Here is a 20,924-nt window from a genome sequence, read left to right on the forward strand (position 1 = left end):
ACCTTCGAGGGGTATCTTTGTAGAGGACTTTCGGGACGTCATTTGCGGAAAGATGGGCCAGTTGTACGGTCTATCGAATCTATGCGCTGGTCGCAAATCGACCAACCGGAATTATGTGAGCTTGGCTGCCCGCAATCTCAACGCATTCGCGATCACCGATACACTGCTGAAACTCATCGCTGCCGCTGCAATCATGGGGCTGAGCAATACGCCGAAGATCGGATACAGCAACCCAGCTGCGACCGGGATTCCCATCGCGTTGTAAACGAACGCGAAGAAAAGATTCTGACGGATGTTGTTCATCGTTTTTCGGCTCAAGTTCGCCGCCGCAGCCACCCCGCGCAGATCGCCACCGACGAGCGTGACACCGGCCGACGCGATCGCAACGCCCGTCCCCGTGCCCATCGCGATGCCAACATTCGCTTCGGCAAGTGCAGGAGCGTCGTTGATCCCATCGCCACACATGGCAACTGTCTTGCCATCTTTCTTCAGCTTGCGAACGAAGTCATGCTTTTCCTCGGGCGAAACCCCGGCATGAAATTCGTCGATGCCCAGTTTCGATGCGACGGCTTTCGCGGTCGGTTCGGCATCACCGGTCAGCATCACGACTCGCAACCCCAGTTCATGCAACGTCTCCAGTGCTGCCGGAGTGCTTTGCTTGATCGGGTCAGTGATCGCGAGAATGGCCGCCAGCTTGTTGTCGATCGCGAGGAACACTACCGTCGCCCCCTCAGCCTGATGCGACCCTGCTTTGTCTCGCCCTGCACCGATTCCCTCGATACCTTGTTCGTCCAACAAGTCAGCCTTGCCAATCAACACATCATGATCATCGACTCGGGCGCGAACGCCACCACCGGTGATGCTGTCGAATTCAATCGCCTCCACAAGCTGCAACTCATCGGCCTTCGCTCGGCGAACGACCGCCTGAGCCAACGGATGCTCGCTTTGTGCTTCGACAGCAGCAGCCAACGTCAACACATCGTTCTCATTCCAGTCACCAAACGTTTTGACGCCCGTCACTTCCGGTCGGCCCTGGGTCAGCGTGCCCGTCTTGTCGACAACGATCGTGTCGACCTTCTCCATGACTTCGAGGACTTCCGCGTTCTTAATCAAGACGCCTTCCTTGGCACCGCGGCCAACGCCGACCATCACCGACATGGGCGTCGCCAGTCCCAACGCACATGGGCAAGCGATGATCAAAACCGCAACGGCTGCTACGAACGCATGAGCAAGCTGCGGCGCCGGACCAAACACCGCCCAGCCGATGAACGCTGCAATCGAACAGACGATCACTGCCGGCACGAAGTAACGAGCAACCACATCGACCAGTTTCTGAATCGGGGCGCGACTTCGCTGAGCGTCGGCAACCATCTGCACGATGCGGTTGAGAACCGTGTCACCGCCAACACCGACGGCTTCCATCACCAGCGCACCGGTCTGGTTCAACGTCCCGCCCGTGATCTCGTCACCATCCACTTTCTTCACCGGCATCGGCTCGCCCGTCAACATCGACTCGTCGATGCTGCTCGCCCCGCTGAGAACTTTCCCATCGACCGGAACTTTCTCGCCAGGACGCACTCGCAGCCGATCGCCTTTGTGGACTGAATCGAGCGAGACATCCTCCTCGCCATCGTCAGTGATTCGGTGTGCCGTATCGGGAGCAAGCTTCATGAGTTCGCGAATCGCTCCGCCTGTCTGCTGTCGTGCTCGCAGTTCCAAAACTTGCCCAAGTAACACCAAGGTGATGATCACCGCCGCGGCTTCAAAATAGAGAGGTGGAACGCCGTTCTCGAAGAACGCCTCTGGGATCACACCGGGAAGCAACACGACAACCAAACTGAACAGATATGCCGCAAATGTTCCCACAGCGATCAACGAGAACATGTTCAAGTTCATCGTGCGAAACGACTTGGCGCCGCGAATCAACAATGGCCATCCGAAGGGTCTCATTGAAGTTGAGCAAACCACACCTCCCTCAAACCGACTCCTCACCACTCTGTTGAGGGATGCGTGCTTGTGCGGGTGTAGGCGGGGCCAGTATCGGGCCGTTTTTGTTCCCGCTTGAGTAGTATCGCGTTTTTGCCGTCTTTTGCAGGGCGTATCGTCGCTTCCCAGCAAACAATCCGTTGACTTTTGTATCACACATGCAACACTTGCAGCTTGGCCGATGAGCTGCGGCTTTCTGCCCGATTTGCGAATCAGCCCCTCCATCTAACCTGGACGTGTCGCCATGCCGCTTCCCGAAATAGTCGCCCGCATCCAAGAACGAAAACGAGAGCTCGATATCTCTGTTTCGGATCTTGCGCGCCGCAGCGGCGTTTCTCGGGCCACGGTCATTCGGATTCTCGGCGGTGAGGACCACGAATTCTCGTTCGCAAACGTGCAGGCCATTCTGCTCGCTCTGGGTATCTCGCTCGATCTAACAGAGATTCCCGCCGCGAAATTTCGAGATCACATCGCGACTGCAAAAGCCAAACGTTTGATTGCACTGACGCAGGGCAATGTGGCTCTCGAGTCCCAAGCTGTCTCGCGGGCTTCGGCTCAATCGCATCTCGAAGAAGCGAAAGCTCGCATTGCATCGTCCAGTCGAAAACTGTGGGCCTCATGAACGCTGGTCGTAGCAAGGGTATGGGGCTTGGTTCTAGCGGGAAAGATGACGACACACCGTTTGATGGATCGGGCCTAAAACTCAAGTCGATCAAAACACGGCGCGAGCTCAACGAGGTCGAGTTTGCATCGATCCTTCGCGTGACAGAGAAATACTTACTGTCGAAACCATCCCGGAAGATCGCGCCGTTCAATTTTGATTGGCTTCTCGGACTCCATCGTGAAATGCTTGGTTCGATCTGGAGTTGGGCAGGAGAGATCCGATCGACTGAAAAGAACATCGGAGTGAACCCCAATATCATCGCAGCGGAACTCGGGGTGATTGCGATGGAGGCCGACAAGAGACACAACGAAACGAGCGGTCTCGTGATCGCAACCGCCGCTCAGTTTCATCACCGCGCGGTTTGGGTTCATCCCTTTGAAGATGGGAATGGGCGGTGGGATCGACTCTTGGCGAATGTGTGGCTGATGCAACATGCCCAGCCAGCAACACTCTGGCCGGCAACCGGTCTTCGCGACACCGAGAGTCCGATTCGCGACGAGTACATTGCTGCAATCAAAGCAGCTGACTCGCGAAACGATGGACCGCTGATTGACTTACACCAAAGGTTCAGCGAGTAAGCATGTACATAAGGGAGGCAGCAGACAAATGAGCGATGACAAAGAAGCGATCAGGTCTCGCGGCAAAGCCCTTGAGTATTGGATCTGCATCTTTTCTATATGGCACTAATGCAGGGCTGGGGAGACGGGATCGTGATGACTCGCACGCTCCAACTTCCGTTTCCACCTGACAACAAAGTTGAGATCGGAGGGCGCTCGATGGAGGGCGACGGAGATCGCGTTGACGGTCGGTTTCGCGGCGTCGCGAGGCCGTTCGGCTTCGGCGTCATTGTTCTTGGAACTCAACCGCTGCGGCGAGTCGTTGATGTCAGCGGTGGCGACGAATTCAATCGCGATCAGCGAGTAGGAATCGAACGGCCCGTTGCTGTACTTCTTGAGTCCCTTCAGACTCGACAATTCGCTTTCCAACTTGACGGTTTCGATGATTCGGCTAGCCAAATGTCGAAAACGTGTCGCTCGTGCTCGCCGTATTTCACGTTCGCATGAGTCGGCTTCGTCTTCGCCGTGTCCGCTCGGGAGTTGCATGGAATTCTTGCTAGCCCGAAATTGCGTTTTCGCCCCAAACCTCCTGATGCAGTCGGTCGGCGAACTCGGGATCAGTTCCACGTAAGAGCCGTTGTGCTTTGTCCAAAGGCATCCGTTTCGACTTCGGCGTCCTGTAGCAAACGCACGAACAGATTGCACAGCGGTTGGTCGCCGTTCTTGCGAAGGTTAATGTAGCTGCCGTGGTCGAAGCCGCCGCCAGCCAGGAAAACCGGCAGGTTCTTGGCGTGGTGCGCGTTAGCGTTGCCGAGGTTGCTGCCGAAGACGATCGACGTGTTGTCCAGTAGCGACGATCCGGACTCGGTGGGAGCCTTCATTTGCGAAAGCAAGTCCGCGAAGCAGCCCATGATGCCGGTTTCGATCCGCTCGAGTTGTTTGATTTTTGCCGGATCCTGGCCGTGATGTGACAGGTTGTGATGATTGCCACTGACGCCTTCGACCTTGGGAACCACGTAGTGATCTTGCACCATCAACGTGATGACTCGTGATGAATCGGTCTGCACAATCAACGGAATCAAATCCATCAACAAACGCGCGCGACCGATCAAGTCCGCAGGGTCGGCAATATCCTCGGGCGGCTGGGCATCAACGAGGGGCTTGGGACGCTGCATCCAGTCCTCGGCACTGGCGATGTTGTTTTCGGCAGTGCGTACGGACTCGAAATAGTCATCCAGCAAGTGATTGTCGGCTGTGCTGGCTATTTGCCGTAGCTTCTTCGTTTGGGAACCGAGCTGGTCCAAGATGCTGCGACCGTCACCTAAACGTTGCTTCTGACGTGCGACGTCGGCTGGTTTGCCTTGCAGAAACATCTGCGCGAACATGGCGGCCGGACTGGTCTCTGCCGGGATCATGACGCCGCCCGACGTGTACGATTGACTTTGGGGGCTGACCGTTCCCAGCGTGATGCTGCGGAACCGCGTCTGGTCGCCGATCTTGCTGGCGGCGAGCTGATCGACGCTGATGGTGTTGCGAAAACCGGCCGTGCCGGGTTTACGAGCCGCGGTCAGCCAAGTTTTTTCGCTGTCGTGAGGCTGTCGACCGGTTTGGTCTTCGTGCGACAGTCCGCCCATTAAGGTGAAGTCATCGCGGTTCTGCTGTAATAGATCAAGGTACGGCGTGCTCTCGTAATGTTTCCCCGTTGTCTCGGGCCACAGGTTAGGCGGGTGAAGTCCGAGTGCCGTGCAGATGAAAACCATCCGCTTCGGAGCGACCGGTTGCGATGCGGCCAACACCGGGTTCATGGATTCAAGCAACGGCAGGGCCAACGCTACGCCGGTACCGCGAAGGAATGTTCGTCGGGGAAGATGTGCCATGTTAAGTCTTTGGTGAATGATCCCGAATCACTTCTCGCGAAATAATCGGCTCTGAAAAATCGCGTGAAGGATGTTTTTGACGCGAAAGTCGTCATCGCGGGTTTCGTTCATGATTTGGTCAATGGCTTCACGGTCAGCGAACCCGATCTCGCTGCCGGTTCCGAAGACGATCAACTGCGAAATGAAATGACGCACAATCAGCTCCTCCTTGTCGAGCAGGTGCTGTTTGTACTGCTCGATCCCGTCGAACGCTTCGCCTTCAGCGGTCTTGCCGCTTGAGTCGACCGGTGGCCCTTCGCGGGGCGGCAACTTCGCGACGAATCCGCCGAACTCCCGCTCTCCGCCGGACGCCCGATAGCGAGTGCGATAGCCGCCAATCGGATCAAAGCTCTCCAAGGCAAACCCCGGCGGGTCGATGTGCTTGTGGCATTGGTTGCACGTTTCCATGTCACGGTGAGCGGCGAGTATCTCTCGGATCGTCGTCTTGCCACGCGTGTCCGGTTCGATCGAGCCGACGCTGGGCGGCGGCGGTGCAGGTGGCGTTCCCAAGAAATTGGTCAGCACGAAATTGCCGCGAGTGACTGGCGACGTGGACGTGCCGTTGGCGGTCACTTTCAAGACCGCCGCTTGCGTCAGGACGCCACCGCGAGGACGGTTGTCGGGAATTGTCACCCGGCGAAAGTGTTGGCCCTCGACGCCGTCGATGCCGTAGTGCTGAGCAAGTCGTCGGTTCAAGAACGTGTCGTCAGAATCGATCAGATCCCTTGCCGGCCGATTGTTTTCAATCAAGTGAGCGAAGAACAACTCGGTCTCCGTTGGCAGCGCCGTGCCCAGCAACTCATCGAACTCGGGATACAAACCATCGTCTGGTGCGGTCGCATTGATGCGGTGCAGCCAGAGCCACTGGCCGACGAAGTCTTTGACAAAACGCTCCGCTTTCGCATCCGCCAGCATTCGATCGACTTGGTCGGCTAGCGTTTTTGGATCCGAAAGCGTTCCCTCTTTTGCTGCGTCGAAGAGTTTTTCATCGGGCAAGCTACGCCACAAAAAGTATGACAAGCGGCTCGCCAACGCATGATCGTCAAGCTCTCCGGGCTGCCCGCCGAATAGCAGAAACTGCGGCGAACTGAGCATTGATCTCAGCGACACTTTCAACGCTTCGATGGCTCCGCGACCGTCCCGCATCGCGGGCTGTGCCAACCGCATGAAGTCGTCAATCTCCGACTCGATCACCGGTCGGCGAAACAGACGCGGCGCGATGTCTTCCATGGAGGCCCGAACATCAGCGATTTCTGCATCGCCTGATTTTGACACAAGGTCGCCCAGAAGATTGGTTGTGCTCGCCGGCGGCCAGCTTTCGTGGATCGGACCTTCGATCGATTGCTCGGTGATCGCCATGCCCGGTCCCCGATAGTTGGCGGCTCCACCGGCGGAAAAGATGTTGACGCCTGTTTGCACCGAATCGTCAAAGGTCAGGTACGGTGCGTCGCCGGGTCGAAGATAGGTCTCCAGCACCAGTTCAAACGGTTCGCCGGGCAACAAGTCACGAGACGCGGCCAGCTTGGCACTGCCGGACTGATTCTTGACGATGATCTTCACCGTAACCGGTTTTTCGGATTGGTATGCGGCAAGACCTGCACGCAAGCGATAAATCCCGGCGACTGGAATCTGGTAGGTAAACTGAGTCAGATAGTCCACGTCGCGGAACATCACCACGCCAGGACTGAACTTCAGCTTGCGAGTGATGCTGCCACCAAGGTTCAGCGGCTTGTTGTGCCAAGGTTCGAGGTGGGCAAAATTGGTCGCGGCATGATCGGCGATCTTGCGGAAGGGATTATCGCCGAGTCGGATGGCGTGCGTGAGAGCTTCGCCGGCGGCAGCGAGATAGCTTTCCATGTGAACCGCCGAGATCCGCTGATTCGCGCCGACGGTGTCGAAGCTGCCCGATTCGACTTCGTCGGGGACGCCGCTGGTCACATCGGCTTCGATGCCCAGTAAGTCCTGCATCGTGTAGCGAAGTTCCAACTTCGTCAGCCGGCGGGCTGGAACGCGGCCACTTGATTGCTTCGCCAGACTTGCCCGAGTCATGGCTTGGTGCAACGCCTCGGTCGCCGCGGCAAGCACTTCCGGATCGGGCCGCTCTTCATCTTCAGGTGGCATGTCGCCGGTTCGTGCCCGATCAAAAACCTGTTCCCAACGCCGTGCGACCGCATCGTCGCTGAGGTCTGTTCCCAACGATTCAAAATTCAACCCGGTGTCAGTAGCGGCATCATGGCAATGGATGCACGACGATTCGACGAGAGATTTCACCGCCGGGTCGAGCGTGTCGGCCCGGCCGTTGGATTGCAGCAGCATGACTGACGCGAAGAACAAACTGAGTGTCCATTTCATTGATACTTCACTTCGCCGGTTCGTTGACGTATTTCGCGATGGCTTCCGCTTTCTTCGTGCCCAAGTAGCCGTCGCCGTTGGTGTCGAGGTACTGAAAGTTGGGCTTTAACTGTTCGTTGGCGTCGCACGCCGAGCGAGCGGCCAGAGCGATCAGCAATGCAGTCAGTCGAAGCGAAAACGTCATGATGGAGTTCCAACAGTGCGGAAAAGGGCCGATGCCCGAGTACCTGACGAAGATCACGCTCGTGGTTACAGAGAAGTCAAGAATTTCACCTCGGGACCAACCAAGTCCCGGTCAATTGTTCCGGCAGCCCTCTTTCAGGCGACCGGATTGCAAAAATGGCGGCGGCGAGCCATGGGACCAGAGCCAAATAGGCCCACGGATTGATCTGAGTCAGCCACAGCACGATGGCGATGGGAATCCAAGTGACCAGCCAGCGGGCGATCATCCGCAATCGCCCCACCGGTGCGCCCGCATCGTCAACAACGGCATAGCCGAAAACGGCTTGTCCGACTGTTCTGCCACTGAGCATGATGGCGGCCAACTGCACTGTTCCGGTGAAGGCCAACACGAACAACGCCAATCCCAGCATTTCCAGCGTTCGGGAGCGTTTCCATGTTGCGAAAATGATCTGCAAGCCATCGGCGACGCGTCGATCGGCTCGCTTCAATTCGGCGACGCTGAATTTCGGTGGCCGCTTGAGCGTCCGTCGTAAGAAGTCTTGCATCGCGGGATCGCCGAGCGTTGCAACAATGTCCGTACGATCGTCACGAAACTGTAAATCGTCGAGAAATTCGGAGTAGTGGCCGGCCAAATGAATCCGCAACGTCTGCTCACCGATGCGTTCTTGCAGCGGATGACGGAACAGTAACACGGTGCTCAGTGGAGGTAACCCCGGATAGGCGGCCGACCACCGCGCGGACGCTGCTCGATACGATTGCTCGTTCGCTTGCCCGGTGATCCAGGCCGTTGCGATCAACAGCAGCGGCACCGTCAGCAACGCCGTCGCACGGCTACCACGGTCAATTCTCGCCGGTTTGGTCAACAGCGAACGAAGATTGCCAGCCAGAAAGCTCAAACGATCGAACTTGCCGAGTCGTAAATTGACAAGAAGCGCGCGTGCTCGCAGCGGGATGGTGTGTGGCCGGGTGGTCGCAGCGACGTTGGATAAGAAATTTTGTGTCAGCTTTGTAGTGGAGCTTGTCAAAGCCCCTTGCTCGGTGGGATCTTCAACAAGATCCACGACGTTGTTTGTCGTTTCAGAACCTTGGGGATAAGCATCGTCAAGCAACACCGCATGCCCTTGCTGCGTGATCCACACGTGATCAAGCGAAAGTTCTTGAGGCAACGTTCGATCATCGCTGGCCGAAGCAAGTTCGAGCGAAAGGTCATACAGCCAGTGGCCCGAGGCTTCCCAGGTCACGTTACTGTTCGAAACAATCTGAGCCGCTGGCACACCGGGTTTGGTTTCGAACGCATCCCAAACCTCATCTTGCTTGCAAACGCTCTGCAGCCAACGCAAACGCCCCGGCCGAGCAACTTCGCGACGGCACGGTTCCAGTGGTTCGGTTCGCCTCTTCAGCCATACAATTCGTTGCAGCGCCGGATCAATGGCCTCAATCCAATCCGGATCGCGGACGATCCGCGTCAAACGATACGGACCAATCTCCGTAGGATAGGCTTCCATCCTGTCACTCAATTCCTGTTCAAGACAGGCTGGAAGCCTATCCCACACCTTCAGCCGCACCGCATCGACGGCCGGCATCACAACTCGCGTTTGCGTGAGTTTGTCCCAAACGGTCGCCATTGCGTTTCGCCGACGCATCGTGACCATCGGCAACAACAACAATGTCAATCCGATCGATAAGTAAATCACTCCGTACAACCAGCCCGGCAAACCAAAGCCGACAAGATCGAAAACAAACAACGCCTGCATGACCAGCAAAGTCTGAACGGCTAGCAGCGAGAGTAGCGAACGAGCGACCGCACGTTTGATTCCAATCTGCCGCCCGGACTTGGTCGTGACACGCAGACCCAGCAAGCGTTTTCCCAGCGACTGATTGATGAAGCCTTCGGTCGCGCCGAAGTAGGCGACGAACCAAACGCAACTGGCCACGACGAACGGCCAGTACCACGGCGAGGCAATCAGTTCACTGAATTCCAGTGCGCCAACCGACGCGGCCAGCAACGTTCTTGGCAGCGTCCAAGCGATCGACAGGTCGATCATGCCGGCAAGGGCTCGCCGAGAAAGTGGAGCCGGTTCTGGCTCGGGGCGCCGCGAGCTGAACGGAAGCAGGACTTTGCGAAGCGATGTGTAGTCGCCGAAACGTGATTCAGGTTTCTTCGCCAAGCATTTTGCAACGACCGCCGATAATTCCGGCGGCACGTCGTCGCGAAGCTGATCGAGCGGCTTAGGAACTTCATCGAGAACCGCCGCGACGATGTGCACCGCGTTGTTGCCGCCAAACGGCTGGCTGCCCGAGAGCAACGTGTACAGTGTCGATCCGATTGAGTAGATGTCGCTGCGGTGATCGAGTTCGTTGCCACGCAGTTGTTCAGGGGACGCGAACGCTGGTGTGCCGAGCGCCACCCCAGTCGCGGTTGCAAACGTCTCCACGCTGCTGATCGTCGAGACCGACAAGCCAAAGTCGCCGACCTTGACGCGGCCGTCGGGACCAATGAAACAGTTCGACGGTTTGATGTCGCGGTGCAGGACGTCTTTGCTTAGCGCCGCCTCAAGTCCTTCGATCACGTCCAACATCGCGTCGACGGCTTCGACGATCGGCAACTGACCGACCCGATCCAGCTTGTCTTGCAGCGTCCCGCCGCCAACGATCTCCATGGTGATGACCGGCAGGCCTTCGATCTCTTCGGTGCCAAAAACGTACACGCTGTTGGGGTGACTCACCCCAGCGGCCAAACGACCCTCGCGAAGAAACCTCGCCCGAACTTCCGGCGAATCCAATTGCGTCCCCAGCATCTTGAGCGCGACGCGGCGACCGGTGGCGATCTGCTCGGCTTCATAGACCACGCCCATGCCGCCCTTGCCGAGCACCTTGATCAAGCAGTATCCGCCGAACTCGTGCGGGGCGGCGGCGGCGGGATCGCCTTCACCATCATCGACCGCGACCAACAATCCCTCCGCTTCCACTTCGACCGGTCGAATCTCGGTGGCCGGCAGATCGTCCACTTCCATCGCCCCGGTCATCAAGCACGCCGGGCACAACTGTTCGGGGGCGTCCGGACGCAGGGTTCGTCCGCAAGTCGAGCAGGTAATGGGAGCGGCATTGTTCATGGGGGGCAACTCGCTCCAGACGAAAAAGTCTTGGCCTTCAGCTTGTCTTTTTGATTTGTGTAACCGTGTCCGCAAAAACTGTCAGGTACCCACGAAGGCACATCGATTGTGGATCGACATCATGTTCAAAACTATTTTCGCAGTTGGCATTCTAGGCGTCGCCGGCGCGGCCGGATACCAACTAGCGATCGGCTATCAGGATAGACGCAATCAAATCACCTGGGAAACCGCCGAGATCGAGTCCGATGACATCACTCGATCTGTCACTTCGACCGGCACCATCGAGCCAGCTCTATCCGTGTCAATCGGTACCTTTGTTTCCGGACCGATCGCCGGCGATCTGACTTCGGGCGATGTTCTGATCACCGGACAGGAGGAATAGCCGAATGTCGATCACGGACACTCTCCGCACTGCTCTGCGCGCCTTGAAGAAGAACGAGATGCGGGCGGTGCTGACCGTCATTGGCGTTGTGATCTGCATCGCGGCGGTCACCACAATCGTTTCGATCGGACGAGACGCGATGAGTTGGTTGTAACCCGGACGGCAGCGTTCGTCAGAAAAAGGTAGGCGACGGATTCTCACCCAGGCGAAACAATGATGACGCATCAATACGTTCACTGCCCCAGCGGGCACAAGTTGAAGGCCAGTCCCAGGCTATTCGGACAAACACATCCCTGTCCCAAGTGCGGAGAAAAGGTATTGATCCCTGCCGAGATCCCGCCTCCGCATCCGCTGCTACAAGTCGCCGCTCCCAAGAAGAGCGTTTCGGACTCCAGCTTGATGCGAGTCCTCGGCAGCGTTGATGCCTTTCCACCTCCACCACAGATCGAAGAACCCACTCTGCGTCCCTGCCCGCGATGCGAATGTTCCATCAGCATCCGAACAACCGTGTGCCAGCACTGCCAATGCTACGTCGGCAAGATGCCCAACTTCCTGCGACGGATGACGCAGTTCCGAAAGGAGTGAATTCGGAAAGGAGTGAATTCGGGATGGGGTTCATTCCCTCATGAAGTCAAAGCGTCCACCAACTGCTGCATTTCATCATCGACCTCGGACGCATCCGCCACGGTTTGCTCGATGGTCGCCCGCAAGATCTCACGATAGCGAACTCGCAAACGATGCAATGCGACTTTGACCGCCCCGTCGCTCATGCTGATCTGGTTCGCGACTTGTTGGCGGTCGATGGCACCGCCAGCCAATCCCACTTTCAAAGCTTCAAACAAGTCTTGTTTTCCACTGGAAACCATTTCACTTCGTAGTGATGCCATCGCTGATGCGGTAATCTGCTGCGCCCATTGTCGATTGAACGTGGCGTCCAGATCATCGGTTGTTGCCGGTTCCACCGCGTAGCGTGCCTCGGGGTCAAGCGAATCAAACTCGATGATTGCCTTGCCTCCGCCACGCTTCAGTGCCCGTTTCCGCTCCCGATCATGCGACAAGAAATGTTTCATTGCGCCGAGGATGTAAGCCCGGAATCGCCCCCGCGACGCATCGGCGGATGCCAATCCGTTGCTTTCGATGATCTTCGCAAAAAACGCCTGGGTCAGATCCTGCGCATCGTCCGACGAATGGCCACGGCTGCGAACAAAGGCGTACAGCGGATACCAGTACGTTCGACACAATTCTTCCAATGCACAGCGGGCGGTCACCTGGCTGGCTTGGTCCGTGTTGGACCGAGCGACCAGGTTCCATTGCGTTGTTTCGAAGTTCGGGCGTTTGGGCGGCAAGTCCATGTCCCCATGCTACCAGCTCCTGGCTGATATCGGAACGAAGATCTGGCTTGCTCGTTCTGTTCGTTTGCTATTGCTCAATGCAGTACAGAAATTTCGATCCCCGCAAAATCAATTGATCGCCCACGACGGCCGGTGAGGCATCGAAGCGTTCGTCGAGTTGATTGACGGCAATGACCTCAAAGGTTCGGCCGTGTTTGAGCACCATGGTCGTTCCACCGCGTCCGACGACGTAGATTCGCCCCGCAGCACCTACGGGCGATGCATAGATGTTCGAAACGTCGCTCAGCCGTTCCGGGCCAAACACCAGTTCGCCTGTTTGGGCGTCAACGCAGCGTAAGATGTTCTGATTCGATTGGTTGAAGTAGAGCAAGCCGTTGTAGAGCAGTGGTGACGGTATGTACGGCGTGCCACGGTCAATCTGCCAAAGCACATGATCCGACGCGGTAAACTCGCCCGTCCTGTCCAACGGCAATGCCAAAGCTGAATAACCCTGGTAGCCGCTCATGCAGATGACGTGATCGCCCAATCGAACGGGGCAAGGCGTCACGTTGCCGGTCAAACCGTCGCACTGCCAGATGATGTCGCCGCTATCAAGATCGTAGCTGCGGATCCGATTCGAAGCTGCCGTGATCACCTGGGTTTTGCCGGCGGCCTTTGTGATCAAAGGGGTCGCCCATGCGTTGCCTTCGTCGCGTTGCTTTCGCCAAAGCGTTTGACCTGATGTCGCATCGAGGACTTCGATCGACGATTGGCCCGCATGGTCGCGAACGATAACGACTTTCTCGTCGTGCAGCACCGGCGAACAGCCCTCGCCCAGGCTGGATCCGACGTTGACTTCGCCGAGATCGCGTTGCCACAGCGGGTCGCCATCCAATGAATAACAGAACAGGCCTGCCGAACCGAACCAGCAAATCAAATGCTTGCCGTCCGTCGTCGGCGATGCGGAGGCGAAATCATTGTCGTTGTGAGCACCCTGGTGAGGAATTTTTACAACCGCCATCTCACGCCAAACTTCGTCGCCGGTGTTCCGGTCCAAGCAGAGCACAACGTATTGATGGACCGCATTGGGTTGTTTGATGTCGAAGAAGTTCGTCTTGGGTTGGTCTTGCGGGTCCGGTATCGCGTCATCCTTGCGGTCGGTCTTGATCGCGGTCAGGACGAACACCCGATCGCCCCAGACGATCGGCGTCGATGTTCCCCGACCATCAATGGCAACTTTCCACTTGACGTTCGAGTCTTCATCCCACGTCACAGGGGGATCCGCCGTTGCCGACGTACCGTTGGCTTGGGGACCACGCCACTGACCCCAATGTCGATCCGGCTGAGTCTCTTCACCACGCGAGACACCCGAGAGCGTCGGCAGCGTGGCGAAAAGCAAGAAGGCCAAGGGTGAAGCGAGCAACTTTCGCATCATTTTCAAGATCATGGTTTGAGATAGGACGAAATTATTCATCTTGCTCACGACGCTCAGCTTCACGCTCTTCGATTTCAACCCAGATGTTTTCGGCTTGCTCTTCGGTCAACGAACGTTCTTCCATAGCGGCATCCAGCTTCGGTTCGATTTGGTTTTCCTTGATCCATTCCCATTTCTCCCAAGCCTCGTCTTCGGTCAGTTTTTCGGACTCGACGGCTTCGCGAAGTTCCGTTTCGAGTGACTCGATCCACCGAACAATCTTCTCTTCGACCTGTCTCCGCTGCATTTGCGTTTGCTTCGATCGTTGTTGGTTCCGCTCGCGACTGGCGTCCGCTTCGTGAGCCAGCCGAGCAGCGATGTTGGTGATGAGTTGCACTTGCTCTTCGGGCAACTTGCCTTCGGTTTGCAAATGTTGACGCAACTTGGTGGGAAACTTAAATTCATCCGCCGAGGACTTCTTGGTTTGCAAGGCCCTTAAAAGAACCTGCATGGCGAGATTTTGTTGCTGACCGTGTATTCCGCGTTCCTCCATCGCACGTTGCAGCCGGAAGACCGATGATTCGGCGATGCCGGCTTTATCGAACAGTTCATGCATCTCGGCCCGCTCGTGATCTTGCTGGGCGTGTTGCCGAAGGGCGTGCAACATTACCTGTGCCTGTTCGAGCGATAGCTCGCCGTCGGCGACGATTCCACCCAATCGTTGCTCGATCAAGTCAAAGTCCTGTGCGCTCGCTGACTGGGTCCACGACGCGATGAACGAGGCCGCCAGTGCGATGAACGCACGAAGCGTCCGGTGCTGATTTCTTCGATTCATTTCACTGATTTCCTTTGGAAAAGAGAATATACGTAGCATAGGCTTCCAGCCTGTGAACAAGTTCATCCACACAGGCTGGAAGCCTATGCTACGCGTGATCGGGACAGATTCTTGGGGGAACGGTTGGTTGTTTTGATGAGATCACTGGAGCATCGCGGCCATTTGCGGGCGTTGATTCCGCACGGCTTCGAGATCAATGTCCTGTGACGTCGATGTCGCAATGAATTGATAGAGGCGTGCCAGGCCGTCGCTCCAAGGACCGGCGACCGTGTCGACCGCGCGTTCGCCGTGAGCACTGCGGATCGCCCTCGATGCGTTGCGCTTGAGCAGGACGGCGACCACTTCTTTGTGGCACAAGAATGAGGCGATGTGCAAGGCCGTGTTTCCGTCACGGTTCTTGGCATCGACATCGGCCCCCGCTTCGATCAGATACTCGGCAATCTCCGCGTGGCCATAAAGGGCCGCAGTCGCCAGCGCGTAGCTGCCACTTTCGCGGTCGACCGCATCCGTGGCTGCACCACGGGAGACCAACCCACGAACGCGTCGAAGATTTCCGCGGCCGATGGCCTCGGCAAGCTGGTTTTGCAGATCCAGGTGAGGCCGGTCCTGTTCCATCCTCAGCCGATCCGCGTCTGCCGCGTCTGCCGCGACATAGAAAATGAAATCATTGCTGAAGTCCGGGTGGGCGGCTTTGATTTGCATCAGGTGCATGCCAATGGACGGCAGCTTGCCAAACCCAATCAAGACATCTTCGCCAACAATATCGACCTTGGCATCGGCGGCTCTTCCATCGACAAACACCGTGGCATCGGAACCGAAATGTCGACCGCTGATCAGCATTTCCGGACTGGCTGGATGCAAAATCGGGAACTGCTGCCGTCCCCGCTGTTGCTCGATCGGGCCACGCGTCCAGATTGCCGGCTGGGCTTCGAACGACTCGGTCGAAGGAAGCGTCGCCGTCCACGTCAGGATCAAACGGCCTGCCGCAGCGGCGTCTTCCAATTCAGCGCGGCTGTAATGGGCGTCCAGATCATTGACATCTTCATAGCGTGTTCGCTTGGCTTCGCCTTGAAGTACGAGCTCAATCGGAGTCGACACGTCACCTTCGATCACCGTTCCTTCGACTCTCAGTGTGATCGCTTCTTCCGAGGCGGCTTGTTCGAGCGCGTTTAACAGAGCACGACCTTGGTCATCATTGACATTGGACTGGTTCATCGTCCATTGCCGGCCGTAGGCACCGGACATTCCTGTGCTTCCCTCAAGCACCATGTCCCAAATCGGGTTGAATCGCTCGCGACCCGCCCAAGACAGTTGCCAGATGCTACGCTCGTCTTGTCCGCCAACGGCGATAGCCGCGTAGAAATCGAAGTCGATGATGTTCAATCTGCCTTGTGGCAAAATCAGGAAACGATCTTGCGCGCCTCGCCACGTCGGTGCGTCCATGCCTGTCCCCGGCGTATTGGTGCTGACCAAGAATGGCATCCGGTGACAATCCCCGCACACGTTTGGACGCGACTTGGTCGGATCGTCATCACCAAGGACGTGAAACAATTCGAATCCTCGCTTGGCTTGATCGGAGACCACATTGTCGTACGGACGCCGCGGTGCCGGTGGGTAGCGAATGCTCAACAGAAACGCCGACATGGCATCCCGGTCTGCTGCATCCAGCGTTCCGGCTTTGCCTTCGTCGTTTTGCGTCGGATTGTGGTGTACTGAACCATCGTCCATCGACATCGTGTTCGCGATTCCGCCATCGACAAGGTGACGAATGCTCGACAGCGGATCGTCGACATCGCTGTTGGGCGGCACCGACGCGTGAACGCTGGCACTGTTATTGCCACCATAGGGGTCGCCCGGAACGCCATCCCAATGAAACGGCTCGGTATCGCGAAGTCCTCGCACCGGCATGGTCGACCGCGGCATGATCTGATCACCGCCGCTGACGATTGGCGTTTTCAAAACCCAAAGCAATTGATCGGTATGACCGTTGGGGTGACAACTGGCACATGAGAACGTCTTCGTCGTCGAAACCTCCGCGGATTCGAAAGCCTTTCGTCCCCGCTTCAACACCGAATTCGTTGGATCCTCCATCGACAAGTGCTCGATCACTCGCATCCGCGACACATCGGACACGTCCACGACCGAAATGGAATTTTCGACCGAATTGAGAACCCAAGCCGTTTGTGGTTGACCCGCATTGTCGTGGTCGATGGCAATGCCGCGTGGGACCGCTTGCACGTCGACTTGATCAAGCACCTCGCCCGAACTGGCATCCATCGCAATCAGCCGGTCGGACGCAGCGGCGGAAACAAACAGCGTTTTTTGATCCCGACTGACCTTGATGGCATAGGGAGTTGCCAAAGCCGCTTCCGGTTCGGGATGCTGCGGTGGTAGTGGTTCCAGATCAAAGAACTGAATCGACTCGCTACCCAGATCCGCTCCGATTCGCGTGACGCGGTTGAGGAACGCACGGTTGCCCAGTTCCTTCAATCCGTGTTTCTTCGTTCCCGATCGACCATTGATCTCATTGCGAGCGTCCGTCATCGCGATGAACACATTGCCGCTGGCATCGACATCCAATCCGTACAACAACGTCCCCAGCGTATCGACCGTTTGAACCAATTCATCGGTTCCGGTGTCAAAGACAAACAGATCGCGGTCAGGAACATCGGGATGTTTGACGATGTCGACGACGTGCCCCAGCGACAGCACGTTGTTGTGGAAGATGGAGTGCTGCCAAGCGTCGAAGGTGACCAAGTCACCGTCGATTTCATGCCCGCTTCCGCCGGAAAGTTGCGTTTGGTTGTTCGACTCAAACGGGATCACATACAAACGGTCGCCGACGACCGCGATAGCTCGTGGATCTTGGGCGTTGATCTTTAGACGTTTGGTCACCTCCCGCCGATCGACATCGACCACCGCGATGGTGTTTTCCGACGATAGCGCCACGTACGCTTTGTCGTTGCTGGCGAATGCGATTCCAACCGGTTCGTCAAAGCGAGTCGAACGGGATTCGCGATCGAACTGTTGAACCGTCGCGATCGTGTTCAGATATGTCGGGGTTCCGTTCCGCAAATCGACTACGCTGATCGAGTCCGAAACATGGTTCGCGATCCAGGCCTCATCGCCATCGGGACGAACCACAATGGTGATGGGATCAACGCCGACGGCGATCCGCTTCACCAGCCGACGGGTCTTTCGATTGAAGACGTCGACAGTATCCGCCGGCGTGTTGACCACCAGCACCAGATCATCGGCGATCGCGATCGGCCGGACATGCGGACTGGCGAAGAAGGGTTTCGCTGCCGTGGCATTGGAGAGGCCTGCAATTGAAGTGATAACCACAGCAATGATGCTGATGCCGCCTAAATTCCAAATCGCCCGGTTCATTTGATCGACCTCTATTCAAGTGAAGGATTGAACCACGGAGTCACGGAGGGACACAGAGAATTGACACTACAAAAACCTCTCTGTGCATCTCCGTGCCTCTGTGGTTCATTCAGCTACTTTCATTTCAACGCCACGAATCTCATCCAACAGATCGCAAGCCTCACACCTCAACCCGCTGCCGGATTCGATCGTCGAATCCATCCGTTGATGCTGGTCCCCGTCGGTGGTGAAGGCTGGCCACTCGTGCGAACCTTCGAGGTTGGGATTTCCCGTTTTGGCGAACTGAACCCAGTAGTTCATGAACGCGCCGGAAAGCTCAGCGTCTTCCGGCGATGGATTTTCGAGCTTGCCAAACACGTAGCCGATCTCGGCGGCATGCGCCGCGCCCATCCAGCCCCACACCGGTTTGGTGAAGTGATACATCCACACGTCCGATCCAGAATCGTCCATGGCGCGGGCAAACTGACGAACCGGCTGAACGAACCAACCGTCGGTAATCAACTGCACCGCGGACTTTCGCAAATCCTTGTTCGTGTCTTCCAGATAGAAATCAATCAGCCGATCGGCATCCGCCCCGAATCGTTCCACCAACGCATCCCGGTAGTCCTGCATGTTCTTGAAACCTTGACGGCCAGCGAACATGGTTCCCTCGTCACGGTTGGTTCCCACGATGGTGGGGATCTTGTGTTGCTTCCCGGCCGCGTAGATTTCCGGCGGACGTTGGGGAAAGACGTATCCGTCGGTCGCGACCGGCCAACGTTGCTTGACCTTTTCCATCAGTTCTTCCGCTGGCATCTCTCGCAATTTTGCCAAAGCATCCGTTTCATTTTCACCAAACAAGCGATTGGTTTGTTCGGTACCGTCAAACTCGGCGGCCGGGCCGAAATCAGTTTCCTTGTTCAAGTCGCGGAAGATCACCGGATCCAACCAAGGGCTTTGCAGGATCGCGCGATGGAACAGACCCTTGGAGAGCGGTGTGGCCGTCAAAAGATAAACGCTGGTGCCACCGGCCGATTCCCCGAAGATGGTGACGTTGTCGGGGTCGCCGCCAAAGTTCGCAATGTTGTCGCGTACCCACTGCAACGCTGCGATCTGATCCAGAATGGCGTAATTGCCGGAGACACCATGAGGCGATTCAGCGGACAAAGCCGGATGCGTCATGAACCCGAGCGCACCGAGACGGTAGTTGATCGAGACCAAGACGACGTCCTTGCCGGCCAAACCGTCGCCGCCGATCATTCCTTGGTTGCCTGAACCTTGCGTGAAGCCGCCGCCGTGAATCCAAACCATCACGGGACGTTTGGCATCTTCAAAATTCTTCTTCGTCCAAACGTTCAGATAAAGACAGTCCTCGCTCTGTCCTCCCTTTTCCCAATTTTTTCGCTGCAGCGAGATCGGTCCGTAGTCTTGGCAGTCGCGAACCGCCGTCCACGGCTGCACCGCTTGAGGCGGCTTCCATCGCAGCTCCCCGACCGGCGGCGCGGCGTACGGGATGCCTTTGAACGAGAGGATGTCGGCATCACCGGACTCGTGCCCGTGAACCGGTCCGTGTTGAGTTTGCACGACTTGGGCTTGGCCGGCCGATGCAAATGCGGCGAAGGCTACGAAAGTGAACGCCGAGATGACGGAATGCTTCATTAAATCAATCGGTTTGTGAGGAAGGTTAATTCTCTTCGCTGATGCAATAAATCTTCGTCAACGTTCGGATCAGCAGGTTGCCATCGCTCACGCTTGGCGTCCCGATGCAAAGCTCGTCGAGATCATTTGTGCCGAGCAATTCAAATTGTACGGTGAGGCTTTCGGTTGATACCACTCAATGACTTCATTGTGGGCAAAACCATCATCGACGTTCAGCTTACCGCTCGCGTCCGCACCCCGGAACCGCGTGAAATCAGCACTTACCACTTCACCATCGAGCATCCAAACGACGCAAGCGATGAGCGTGCAAAGAATGATCGGCATACAACGAACGATGGTGGTTCGACCAAGCGAGTTCTTCATCTGGACCTGTGTTCTAGCGGCGCAAAGGTAGCGGTGTCTTGCTACCTGACGGAGACGGGAGACGGGGTTACAGGATTTACCGGGTTAAAACACGGGATTTTGCCCCCGCAGCCAACGTATAACGCAGCTGACTTGGTGATTCAGCAATACGCCGATCGAGTCGACAAGCTCTTTCTACCGTTCACGCTGCGTTTCCAAATCGATTCGCTCGTCAATTGGCGAAGTTCCTTTTAGTCACGCGACAGAAACAGGAAGGCCTCGTGTCGTTCTGTATTCAACTGTCGCAAACCCCACTGACCTGGCCATCAACTCGAACCTCTCCGCTTCTCAAAACTTCATTACCCAGCACTGCTCTGTTTCTCTTCCGCAGAACAAGCCGGCGGCCACCCCCTCAACCGTGAATTGCTTGGAAATTCAGCGATTTGCCGCGTCAAACCCTTTTCACGTTCTGACCGTCTGAGCGAGTCAGACGTTGGTTAACCCAGACCGATAGAAAAACGAAGAATTGCAGAATTCTCGCCCCGAGACCCAGAACCAGGCCCAATCCCATAACCAAGGTTATGGCGGGACCAAAGAAACGAAGAACGCAACCAGACGTTGGCGAACCGGCAGACACCGCGAAACACAGGGCAAAAACGAAAAGAGGCCGACATGGAAACCATGTCGACCTCTTGTTCACTTCAGGGTCGGAAACGACTTTGATCGTTCCGAGAAGTTGCGGGAGCCGGATTCGAACCGACGACCTCGAGGTTATGAGCCTCGCGAGCTACCGGGCTGCTCCATCCCGCACCGAAGTTATC

The 20,924-nt window shown here is 56.9% G+C and carries 16 protein-coding genes, 1 tRNA gene and 1 pseudogene; 6 read left to right on the forward strand and 12 right to left on the reverse strand.

Annotated features, from left to right (window positions below; genetic code table 11):
• Positions 1-111 precede the first annotated feature (111 nt).
• A pseudogene (locus Enr13x_RS21025) lies at positions 112-1,938 on the reverse strand (copper-translocating P-type ATPase); the annotation flags it as partial.
• 292 nt (positions 1,939-2,230) lie between these two features.
• Between Enr13x_RS21025 and Enr13x_RS21030 the strand changes: the two are divergent.
• Positions 2,231-2,608: a helix-turn-helix domain-containing protein gene (locus Enr13x_RS21030; protein ID WP_145388875.1), complete on the forward strand. Its 378-nt coding sequence runs from the start codon at positions 2,231-2,233 to the stop codon at positions 2,606-2,608.
• A gap of 20 nt (positions 2,609-2,628) precedes the next feature.
• Positions 2,629-3,228: a Fic family protein gene (locus tag Enr13x_RS39045; protein ID WP_261344206.1), complete on the forward strand. Its 600-nt coding sequence runs from the start codon at positions 2,629-2,631 to the stop codon at positions 3,226-3,228.
• A 105-nt stretch (positions 3,229-3,333) separates the two neighbouring features.
• Here the strand turns inward: Enr13x_RS39045 and Enr13x_RS21040 are convergent, their stop codons facing one another.
• The 5 genes from Enr13x_RS21040 to Enr13x_RS21055 all read right to left on the reverse strand — a co-directional run bounded on the left by Enr13x_RS21040 (position 3,334) and on the right by Enr13x_RS21055 (position 10,771).
• On the reverse strand, positions 3,334-3,753 hold the full coding sequence (locus Enr13x_RS21040) for a hypothetical protein (RefSeq protein WP_145388877.1): 420 nt from the start codon (positions 3,751-3,753) through the stop codon (positions 3,334-3,336).
• A 71-nt stretch (positions 3,754-3,824) separates the two neighbouring features.
• Complete coding sequence (locus Enr13x_RS21045) at positions 3,825-5,084, reverse strand: DUF1552 domain-containing protein (RefSeq protein ID WP_145388878.1); 1,260 nt, start codon at positions 5,082-5,084, stop codon at positions 3,825-3,827.
• A 27-nt stretch (positions 5,085-5,111) separates the two neighbouring features.
• Complete coding sequence (locus Enr13x_RS21050; RefSeq protein ID WP_145388879.1) at positions 5,112-7,475, reverse strand: DUF1592 domain-containing protein; 2,364 nt, start codon at positions 7,473-7,475, stop codon at positions 5,112-5,114.
• 7 nt (positions 7,476-7,482) lie between these two features.
• Complete coding sequence (locus Enr13x_RS38145; RefSeq protein WP_197455260.1) at positions 7,483-7,659, reverse strand: hypothetical protein; 177 nt, start codon at positions 7,657-7,659, stop codon at positions 7,483-7,485.
• An 85-nt stretch (positions 7,660-7,744) separates the two neighbouring features.
• Complete coding sequence (locus Enr13x_RS21055) at positions 7,745-10,771, reverse strand: protein kinase domain-containing protein (RefSeq protein ID WP_145388880.1); 3,027 nt, start codon at positions 10,769-10,771, stop codon at positions 7,745-7,747.
• 106 nt (positions 10,772-10,877) lie between these two features.
• Here Enr13x_RS21055 and Enr13x_RS21060 point away from each other — a divergent pair, with 106 nt between their 5' ends.
• From Enr13x_RS21060 to Enr13x_RS21065, 3 genes are read left to right on the forward strand one after another with little or no spacing between them, the layout of a single operon-like run.
• Positions 10,878-11,153, forward strand: a complete 276-nt coding sequence (locus Enr13x_RS21060; protein ID WP_197455261.1) for a hypothetical protein — start codon at positions 10,878-10,880, stop codon at positions 11,151-11,153.
• 4 nt (positions 11,154-11,157) lie between these two features.
• Entirely contained in the window at positions 11,158-11,307 is a 150-nt protein-coding gene (locus tag Enr13x_RS38150; RefSeq protein ID WP_197455262.1) for a hypothetical protein, read from the forward strand.
• 59 nt (positions 11,308-11,366) lie between these two features.
• Positions 11,367-11,738, forward strand: coding sequence for a hypothetical protein (locus tag Enr13x_RS21065; protein ID WP_145388882.1), 372 nt, complete (start codon positions 11,367-11,369; stop codon positions 11,736-11,738).
• Between the two features lie 38 nt (positions 11,739-11,776).
• On the opposite strand, the gene Enr13x_RS21070 is transcribed toward Enr13x_RS21065, so the two are convergent.
• The 5 genes from Enr13x_RS21070 to Enr13x_RS21090 all read right to left on the reverse strand — a co-directional run bounded on the left by Enr13x_RS21070 (position 11,777) and on the right by Enr13x_RS21090 (position 19,761).
• Entirely contained in the window at positions 11,777-12,505 is a 729-nt protein-coding gene (locus Enr13x_RS21070; protein WP_145388883.1) for an RNA polymerase sigma factor, read from the reverse strand.
• A gap of 67 nt (positions 12,506-12,572) precedes the next feature.
• Positions 12,573-13,931, reverse strand: coding sequence for a PQQ-binding-like beta-propeller repeat protein (locus Enr13x_RS21075; RefSeq protein ID WP_197455263.1), 1,359 nt, complete (start codon positions 13,929-13,931; stop codon positions 12,573-12,575).
• A gap of 19 nt (positions 13,932-13,950) precedes the next feature.
• Positions 13,951-14,799: a hypothetical protein gene (locus Enr13x_RS21080; RefSeq protein ID WP_145388885.1), complete on the reverse strand. Its 849-nt coding sequence runs from the start codon at positions 14,797-14,799 to the stop codon at positions 13,951-13,953.
• A gap of 75 nt (positions 14,800-14,874) precedes the next feature.
• Entirely contained in the window at positions 14,875-18,123 is a 3,249-nt protein-coding gene (locus tag Enr13x_RS21085) for an ankyrin repeat domain-containing protein (RefSeq protein WP_145388886.1), read from the reverse strand.
• A gap of 105 nt (positions 18,124-18,228) precedes the next feature.
• A complete protein-coding gene (locus tag Enr13x_RS21090) occupies positions 18,229-19,761 on the reverse strand; it encodes a carboxylesterase/lipase family protein (RefSeq protein WP_145388887.1) in 1,533 nt (510 codons plus the stop codon).
• A 165-nt stretch (positions 19,762-19,926) separates the two neighbouring features.
• Here Enr13x_RS21090 and Enr13x_RS38155 point away from each other — a divergent pair, with 165 nt between their 5' ends.
• Positions 19,927-20,358 (forward strand): hypothetical protein, encoded by a 432-nt coding sequence (locus tag Enr13x_RS38155; RefSeq protein ID WP_197455264.1) that lies wholly within the window; start codon positions 19,927-19,929, stop codon positions 20,356-20,358.
• 481 nt (positions 20,359-20,839) lie between these two features.
• Here Enr13x_RS38155 and Enr13x_RS21100 read toward each other — a convergent pair.
• A tRNA-Met gene (locus Enr13x_RS21100) sits at positions 20,840-20,913 on the reverse strand.
• Between the last annotated feature and the right edge of the window lie 11 nt (positions 20,914-20,924).

The organism is Stieleria neptunia (assembly GCF_007754155.1).
Classification (GTDB): Bacteria; Planctomycetota; Planctomycetia; order Pirellulales; family Pirellulaceae; genus Stieleria; species Stieleria neptunia.

Excerpts from the sequence above, each read along its gene's own strand:
- Enr13x_RS21050 (WP_145388879.1), bottom strand. The coding sequence starts at position 7,475 with ATGAAATGGACACTCAGTTTGTTCTTCGCGTCAGTCATGCTGCTGCAA.
- Enr13x_RS21090 (WP_145388887.1), bottom strand. The coding sequence starts at position 19,761 with ATGAAGCATTCCGTCATCTCGGCGTTCACTTTCGTAGCCTTCGCCGCA.
- Enr13x_RS21030 (WP_145388875.1), top strand. The coding sequence starts at position 2,231 with ATGCCGCTTCCCGAAATAGTCGCCCGCATCCAAGAACGAAAACGAGAG.
- Enr13x_RS21065 (WP_145388882.1), top strand. The coding sequence starts at position 11,367 with ATGATGACGCATCAATACGTTCACTGCCCCAGCGGGCACAAGTTGAAG.
- Enr13x_RS21080 (WP_145388885.1), bottom strand. The coding sequence starts at position 14,799 with ATGAACTTGTTCACAGGCTGGAAGCCTATGCTACGTATATTCTCTTTT.
- Enr13x_RS21085 (WP_145388886.1), bottom strand. The coding sequence starts at position 18,123 with ATGAACCGGGCGATTTGGAATTTAGGCGGCATCAGCATCATTGCTGTG.
- Enr13x_RS21045 (WP_145388878.1), bottom strand. The coding sequence starts at position 5,084 with ATGGCACATCTTCCCCGACGAACATTCCTTCGCGGTACCGGCGTAGCG.
- Enr13x_RS39045 (WP_261344206.1), top strand. The coding sequence starts at position 2,629 with ATGGGGCTTGGTTCTAGCGGGAAAGATGACGACACACCGTTTGATGGA.
- Enr13x_RS21070 (WP_145388883.1), bottom strand. The coding sequence starts at position 12,505 with ATGGACTTGCCGCCCAAACGCCCGAACTTCGAAACAACGCAATGGAAC.
- Enr13x_RS21055 (WP_145388880.1), bottom strand. The coding sequence starts at position 10,771 with ATGAACAATGCCGCTCCCATTACCTGCTCGACTTGCGGACGAACCCTG.
- Enr13x_RS21040 (WP_145388877.1), bottom strand. The coding sequence starts at position 3,753 with ATGCAACTCCCGAGCGGACACGGCGAAGACGAAGCCGACTCATGCGAA.
- Enr13x_RS21075 (WP_197455263.1), bottom strand. The coding sequence starts at position 13,931 with ATGATCTTGAAAATGATGCGAAAGTTGCTCGCTTCACCCTTGGCCTTC.
- Enr13x_RS38145 (WP_197455260.1), bottom strand. The coding sequence starts at position 7,659 with ATGACGTTTTCGCTTCGACTGACTGCATTGCTGATCGCTCTGGCCGCT.
- Enr13x_RS38150 (WP_197455262.1), top strand. The coding sequence starts at position 11,158 with ATGTCGATCACGGACACTCTCCGCACTGCTCTGCGCGCCTTGAAGAAG.